Origin of the sequence: Streptacidiphilus anmyonensis, assembly GCF_000787855.1 — a bacterium.
GTDB classification, from domain to species: Bacteria; Actinomycetota; Actinomycetes; order Streptomycetales; family Streptomycetaceae; genus Streptacidiphilus; species Streptacidiphilus anmyonensis.
Genome location: NZ_BBPQ01000005.1, coordinates 17,098 through 22,325 on the forward strand (window position 1 = coordinate 17,098; position 5,228 = coordinate 22,325).

General features: G+C 72.4%; 3 protein-coding genes and 1 pseudogene. 3 read left to right on the forward strand and 1 reads right to left on the reverse strand.

Annotated features, from left to right (window positions below; translation table 11 throughout):
- Positions 1-451 precede the first annotated feature (451 nt).
- Positions 452-1,729: a polysaccharide deacetylase family protein gene (locus tag TR50_RS07560; protein WP_042416988.1), complete on the reverse strand. Its 1,278-nt coding sequence runs from the start codon at positions 1,727-1,729 to the stop codon at positions 452-454.
- Positions 1,730-2,074: 345 nt separating this feature from the next.
- Between TR50_RS07560 and TR50_RS07565 the strand changes: the two genes are divergently transcribed.
- From TR50_RS07565 to TR50_RS48500, 3 genes and pseudogenes are all read left to right on the forward strand, one after another.
- A complete protein-coding gene (locus tag TR50_RS07565) occupies positions 2,075-3,067 on the forward strand; it encodes a serine hydrolase (RefSeq protein WP_084699895.1) in 993 nt (330 codons plus the stop codon).
- Positions 3,064-4,407, forward strand: coding sequence for an acyltransferase family protein (locus TR50_RS07570; RefSeq protein WP_084699897.1), 1,344 nt, complete (start codon positions 3,064-3,066; stop codon positions 4,405-4,407). The genes TR50_RS07565 and TR50_RS07570 overlap by 4 nt, the downstream gene beginning before the upstream one ends.
- Positions 4,404-5,228 (forward strand): annotated as a pseudogene (locus TR50_RS48500) (deoxyribodipyrimidine photo-lyase); the annotation flags it as partial. The gene TR50_RS07570 and the pseudogene TR50_RS48500, both read left to right, overlap by 4 nt.

Genomic DNA, 5,228 nt, shown 5'->3' on the forward strand with positions numbered 1-5,228 from the left:
GCCGGCGGTCGTGGCGGTCGCCCCCGCCAGTCGTTGTCGCGGCCACGGGTCCCGGGGAAACGGAAGCTCATCAGATTTCTCCTTCTCGAAGTGACTTTCGAAGATTCCTTGCGTTCCTTGTTCCGACACCTCGCCGGAGGAACAGGACGATCGTGACAAGAATCCGACCCGGACGAGGCCGTCTGACGCTGAGAGACACATGAGATTACAGACCGTCAGTTCACGTGCTGTCTTCATGCAATTGGGCCGAACGCAGGACGCGGCTTGTCACGCGTACGGCTCAACGCACATGATACGTACACAAATCGCAGCAGCATGTGAGCGGTTCTTCACGCCCCCGCCACCAGGAGGCGAAAATGAGAAACTCTCACCGAAGGCTCCGCGCCCGGAACATGGAAGAACGCGTCGGCCCGACCAGCCGAGCTGGTCGGGCCGACGCGTGACGCGGGTCTCAGGCCTGGGCGACCGCCCTGCCGCCGCGCACCGCAGGGCGGCGCGCCGTCGGCACGTCGGTGTAGTCGCGCCAGTCGCCCGGCGCCTGCCCCGGGGCCAGCGTGCGCAGCCGCTCCAGGACCGCCGGATCCTGGACCTCCAGCCACTGCACCAGCTGCCGGAAGGAGACCAGGCGGACGTCCGGGTGGGCGGCGATGTCACGCAGCGCCCGCTCGACGGACTTCATGTAGATGCCGCCGTTCCACGACTCGAAGTGGTTTCCCACGAAGAAGGGCGCCCGGTTGCTCGTGTACGCGCGGTTGAATCCCGCCATGTACGACAGATACGACTGCTGCTGCCAGTAGGGGCGCATCGACGGGTCGCCGTTCGGCGTGCCGCCGGTCTGGTTGGCGAGCATGTTGTAGTCCATCGACAGCACCTGGAAACTGTGCCCAGGAAAGGGGATCGACTGGAGCGGGAAGTCCCACAGCCCGAGCTTCTTGGACGGCCACATCTGCAACCCGCCGGGTGAACTGGCGTCGTACTTCCAGCCCATCGCCGCGGCCGTCGGCAGCAACTGCTTCTGGCCCAGCAGGCACGGCGTGCGACCGCCGATCAGCTCGCCGGCGTAGTCGAACGGCAGCGGGTCCATGTCGTGGTAGCCGGTGTTGGTCTTCCAGTTGGCCACGAAGCCGACGGCCTGCTCCAGCTCGCTGCGCCACTGCGCGGGCGTCCAGGTGCCGACGCCCGAGGTGGGACTGCAGAAGTGGCCGTTGAAGTGGGTGCCGATCTCGTGCCCCTCCAGCCACGCCAGCCGGACCTGCTCCAGGGTCGCCTTGACGTGGTCGTCGGCCAGGTAGCCGATGTCGGAGGCGCCGGGCCTGTGGCCGGGCGGGAGGTAGAGGTCCTTCTTGCCTTCGGGCAGCACGTAGATGCCCGACAGGAAGAACGACATCGTCGCGTTGGTCTCCTGGGCGACCGCGCGGAAGTGCGAGAACAGCTGTTTCTTGTCCTCGCCCGCCCCGTCCCAGGAGAAGACCACGAACTGCGGCGGACGCTCGCCGGGCTCCAGGCGCCGCGGGACCGGCTGGAGCGGCTGCGGGCCGGTGTCGGCCATCGAGCCGTCCCCGATCAACCGCAGCGGCCGCACCGTCTTCGGCTTCTCGGCGTCCGCGGCTGGATCCCGGCGCGCAGCCGAGCTGTTCGAGGCGGCACGACCGCCACAGCCGGAGACCGCGGCGGTGGTGGCTGCGGCGGCGACCGCGGCGACGACACCCCGACGCGAGAAGGTGGACATGAGGCTCCCGGGATCGATGTCGAACAGAACGGCGTTCCTCACATCCTGCTCCAAGGTTTGCCCCAGGCAAGAACCCGGCCGGGTGAATCCCGGCCCGCGGGACGTCACCGCAGGTCCGGACGGCGGCCCAGCGGGTCTCGGCGTCACCCGGCGGCGTGTCGCCGCCGACGCACCGCGCGGAGAGCAGGAGGTCACGCCCCCGCTGACCCGACGTCAGCGCGCGTGCGCCGTCCGGTGGAGGCGATGCACCCTTCCCGGTGAACGACCGGCGGGTCGTCACCCGTGCCGCCTTCGGGCTCCGGTAACCAGAAATGCTTGAAACGTCGGCACGTCAGGAAGGTCGTCATGGACCGGCATGCTGCTGCCCGGGTGATCCGGGCAGCGGTCGCTCAGGAGGGTGGTCGTCCCGGGCGGAGGCGGCCCACCCGCGGCTGGGCGGGCGCCGCACTGGTGTGCGCGCTGCTCGCCTCGTGCCAGGCGGAGCCGAGGCCCGCCCCGCACAGCGACGCCTGGCACTCCTGGCGGACCGTCGCCACCGTCCCCTCGGTCCGGCCGTCGGTTCCCACCCCGACCCCCACGCCGACGGCGACCCCTTCCGCCGCTCCTCGATCGCGTCCAGCGCTGTCGTCCGACTCCGCCGTCGCGTCCCTGGACCGACTGCTCGCGGAAGCGCCCCTGCACGCGGCGGTCGCCGTCCTGGACCCGACCAGCGGACAGACCCTGGTCCGGGGCGAGGCCGCGCACCCCTTCGTCACGGCCAGCATCGCGAAGGTCGACATCCTCGCGTCGCTGCTGCTGGAACGCCAGGACACGGGCGCCTCGGGGTTGACCTCGGCTCAACGGGCCCTGGCCACCCGCATGATCGAGGCGAGCGACAACGCGTGCGCGACCCAGCTCTTCCGGCAGGCGGGCGGCGGCCCGGGGCTGAGCCGGGCGAACCGCAGGTTCGGCCTGACCCACACCCACGTGCACGACCCCCGCTGGGGTCTGACCACCACCACGGCCTCCGACCAACTGCGGCTGCTGCAGCAGGTCTTCACCACCCGGTCCGCTCTCGACGCCTCCTCCCGCGCCTATGTCCAGCGCCTGATGGGCCAGGTCGAGGCCGACCAGAACTGGGGCGTCAGCGCGGCCGCCGACGGGCACTTCGCCCTCAAGAACGGATGGCTTCCGCGCAACGACGGCAGCTGGACCATCAACAGCATCGGCGGCGTCATGCGCCACGGCCGACTGCTGCTGGTCGCGGTCCTGTCCGACCGCGACGCCTCCGAGTCCGCCGGCATCACCCTCACCCAGGCGCTGGCCAAGGCCGCCGCCGCGGCCGTCGGCGGCCCGTGACCGACAAGCCGGCGACAGTGGAGCGGGTGCGCTCCGTCCGCACGGATCCCGCCGCGTCGGCCCCGAGGCTGGCCTGGCTCGACGCGCTGCGGGGCACGGCCGCCCTGTGCGTGGTCTTCCAGCACGCCGGACCGTGGCTGCTGCCGGGCCCGTTTCGGATCGAGCACCGGCGGGTCGATCTGGGGATGCTGGGGGTCTTCCTCTTCTTCCTGGTCAGCGGGTACATCGTGCCCGCCTCCCTGGAACGCAAGGGTGACCTGCGGGCGTTCTGGGTGGGCCGACTGCTCCGCCTCCACCCGCTGTTCGTGGTCGTCGTCGCCCTCGGGTCGCTGCTGCCCGCCGCGCACGCGGCCGTCGACGCGCACGTCCAGCGGCAGTGGCCGACCGCCGTGGGCAACGCCCTGATGCTGCCCGACCTGCTCGGCCTCGACGGCGCGCTGCGGGTCGCCTGGACGCTCTCCTACGAGATGGCGTTCTACTACCTCGTCACCGCGCTGTTCGCGTGCGGGCGGCACCGCTCCAGCGGACCGGTCGCGCTGGCGCTGGCCGCCGTCGGGCTCTTCGCGGGCGGCGCGCTGCCGCGCAGGCTGCTCTCCGACAGCGACGTCGGCGGGGCTCCGCTGGTCGCCGTCACGGCGCTGGTGGCCGTCCTCGCACTGGCCTGCGTGTTCACCGGCCGCCGCACCGCGACCCGGACCGGCGCGGTCGTGCTCGGCGGGCTGGCGCTGACGCTGGTTCTTCTGAACGGGCGCACCGCCGGGTTCGAGTCGATGGCCATCCTGTCCACCATGTTCGCCGGGACCGCGATCCAGCGGGCCGAGCACGGCGGGATCGGCCGCCTTTCGGCGGTGCTCTGCTGCGGTCTGGCCTTCACCGGCTGCCTGGTGGCGGGCGAGCAGCAGGGCGGCCGCAGCCTGGGCCTGCTGTGGACCGCCTCCGCCGGGAGCTGGTGCACCGGCTTCGCGGGCGCCTGGGCGCTGTTCCTGCTGGGCTGGCTGCTGCGGCGGCGCCCCGTACCGCGGCCGCTGAGCGCGGTCGGCGCCATCAGCTACGGCGTCTACCTCCTCCACGTGCCGCTGCTCGACTGCCTGCTGTGGCTGTTCGCCGTCGTGCGCTTCCGGCCCGAGGGCCTGCGTCAGCAGCTGGTCTGCTCCGGCGCGTTCCTGGCGGTGCTGCTCGCCGTCGGCTTCCTGACCTACCGCCTGGTCGAGCTGCCCGCCCAGCGTCTGGGACGTCGGGTGGCGTCCTCGCTGGCATCCTCGACATGGCACCCGTCCGACGCCACCGGGAGATCCGGTGCCGGGCACCACGACATCGACCCACCGAGAGCGACGGCATGACGGTACGCATCTGTCTGTTCACCCGCGATCTGCGGCTGGCGGACAACCCGGCCTGTACGCGGCCTCCGCCGCCGGGCGGGACGAGGTCCTTCCGGTCTTCGTGACCGACCCCGCCGTCCCGGCGGCGGGGTTCGCCGCGCCCAACCGGCTCGCCTTCCTGCACGACTGCCTGGCCGACCTCGACCGGGGCCTGCGCGCACGGGGCAGCCACCTGGTGGTGCGGGAGGGACCCGTCGCGCAGGAGGTCACGCGCCTGGCGGAGGCCACCGGGGCGGCGGAGGTCCACCTCGCCGCCGACCACAGCGCCTTCGCCCGCGCCCGCGAGGAGCGGCTGCGGACCGCGCTCGCCGGCGCGGGCGTCGCCCTGGTCGCGCACGAGGCCGTGGTCACCGCCGTCGCCCCCGGATCCGTCGTGCCGTCAGGATCGGACCACTACGCCGTCTTCACCCCCTACCTGCGCCGCTGGTCCGACGCCCCGCTGCGACGTCCGCTGCCGCCGCCGCGCCGGCTGGCCACCCCGGCCGAGCCCGCCTCGGACCCGCTGCCGCCGCGCCCCGACCCCGGCGCCCTCTCGCCGCGACTCGCACCGGGCGGCGAGACCGAGGCGCGCCGCCGCAGCGAGCACTGGTTCGACCGGCACCTGGACGCCTACGAGGACGAACACGACGCCCTGGCCGACGACCTCACCTCGCACGTCTCCCCCGCCCTGCACTTCGGCTGCCTCTCCGCGACCGAGCTCGTGCATCGCGCACGCAAGGCGGGAACGGCGGGCGCGGCGGCCTTCGAACGTCAACTCGCGTGGCGCGACTTCCACCACCAGG

Coding starts and splice junctions, on each gene's coding strand:
- TR50_RS07560 (WP_042416988.1), bottom strand. CDS start 1,729: ATGTCCACCTTCTCGCGTCGGGGTGTCGTCGCCGCGGTCGCCGCCGCA.
- TR50_RS07565 (WP_084699895.1), top strand. CDS start 2,075: ATGGACCGGCATGCTGCTGCCCGGGTGATCCGGGCAGCGGTCGCTCAG.